Below are 579 nucleotides of genomic sequence, written 5' to 3'. Positions count from 1 at the left end.
GGGCGGGAGACCGGCATGAACTCCCTCCTTTCGTCGATCACGCCTCGTTCCTGGCAAGGGGTTGCCGCGCTCGTACTTCTTGCCGGCGCGCTGCTTCTTTGGCCACTTGTCGATGCCACGCCCGGTTACGGCACGGCGACCGTGGCTTTGATTTTCTTCTTGCTGCTCCTTGCAATTGCTGCCGACAACTTTCCACCGGTGATTGGGGTGGTATTGCTTTTCCTTGGCGCGCATGGCGCGGCGTGGCTGCTGCTCGCGGGCATAGCCGGCAATGAAGGCACCGCCCGCGCATCCTTCTATCTGCTGCTTGCCGCCGCATGGCTGTTGGCTTGGCGCTGCGTCACGGTCCTGTCCGCGCTTCGCCCGACCTCGCGCTGGGCGGCGACCGCTTTGAGGCTGATCATCCCGGCGATCTTCGGCGCCTGGATCCTGATCATCTGGGAGGCGGTGACGCGCGGCGCGGGCGTCCCCTTCATCCTGCTGCCGCCGCCAAGCGCCATCGGCGTGCGCATCGCCAATTCGCTGCCGGTTCTGGCCGCCGACGTGCGGCAGACCATCTTCAAGGCGGTGATCTTCGGC

The 579-nt window shown here is 65.6% G+C and carries 1 pseudogene; it reads left to right on the top strand.

The annotated features are described in order from the left end of the window. Window positions 1-15: 15 nt before the first annotated feature. Window positions 16-579, top strand: a pseudogene (locus EOB36_RS33975) (ABC transporter permease); the annotation flags it as partial.

The sequence above is a fragment of the Mesorhizobium sp. M6A.T.Cr.TU.017.01.1.1 genome, from assembly GCF_004023115.1.
Lineage (GTDB): Bacteria > Pseudomonadota > Alphaproteobacteria > Rhizobiales > Rhizobiaceae > Mesorhizobium > Mesorhizobium mediterraneum.
This window is presented reverse-complemented; position numbering and strand designations above follow the sequence as displayed.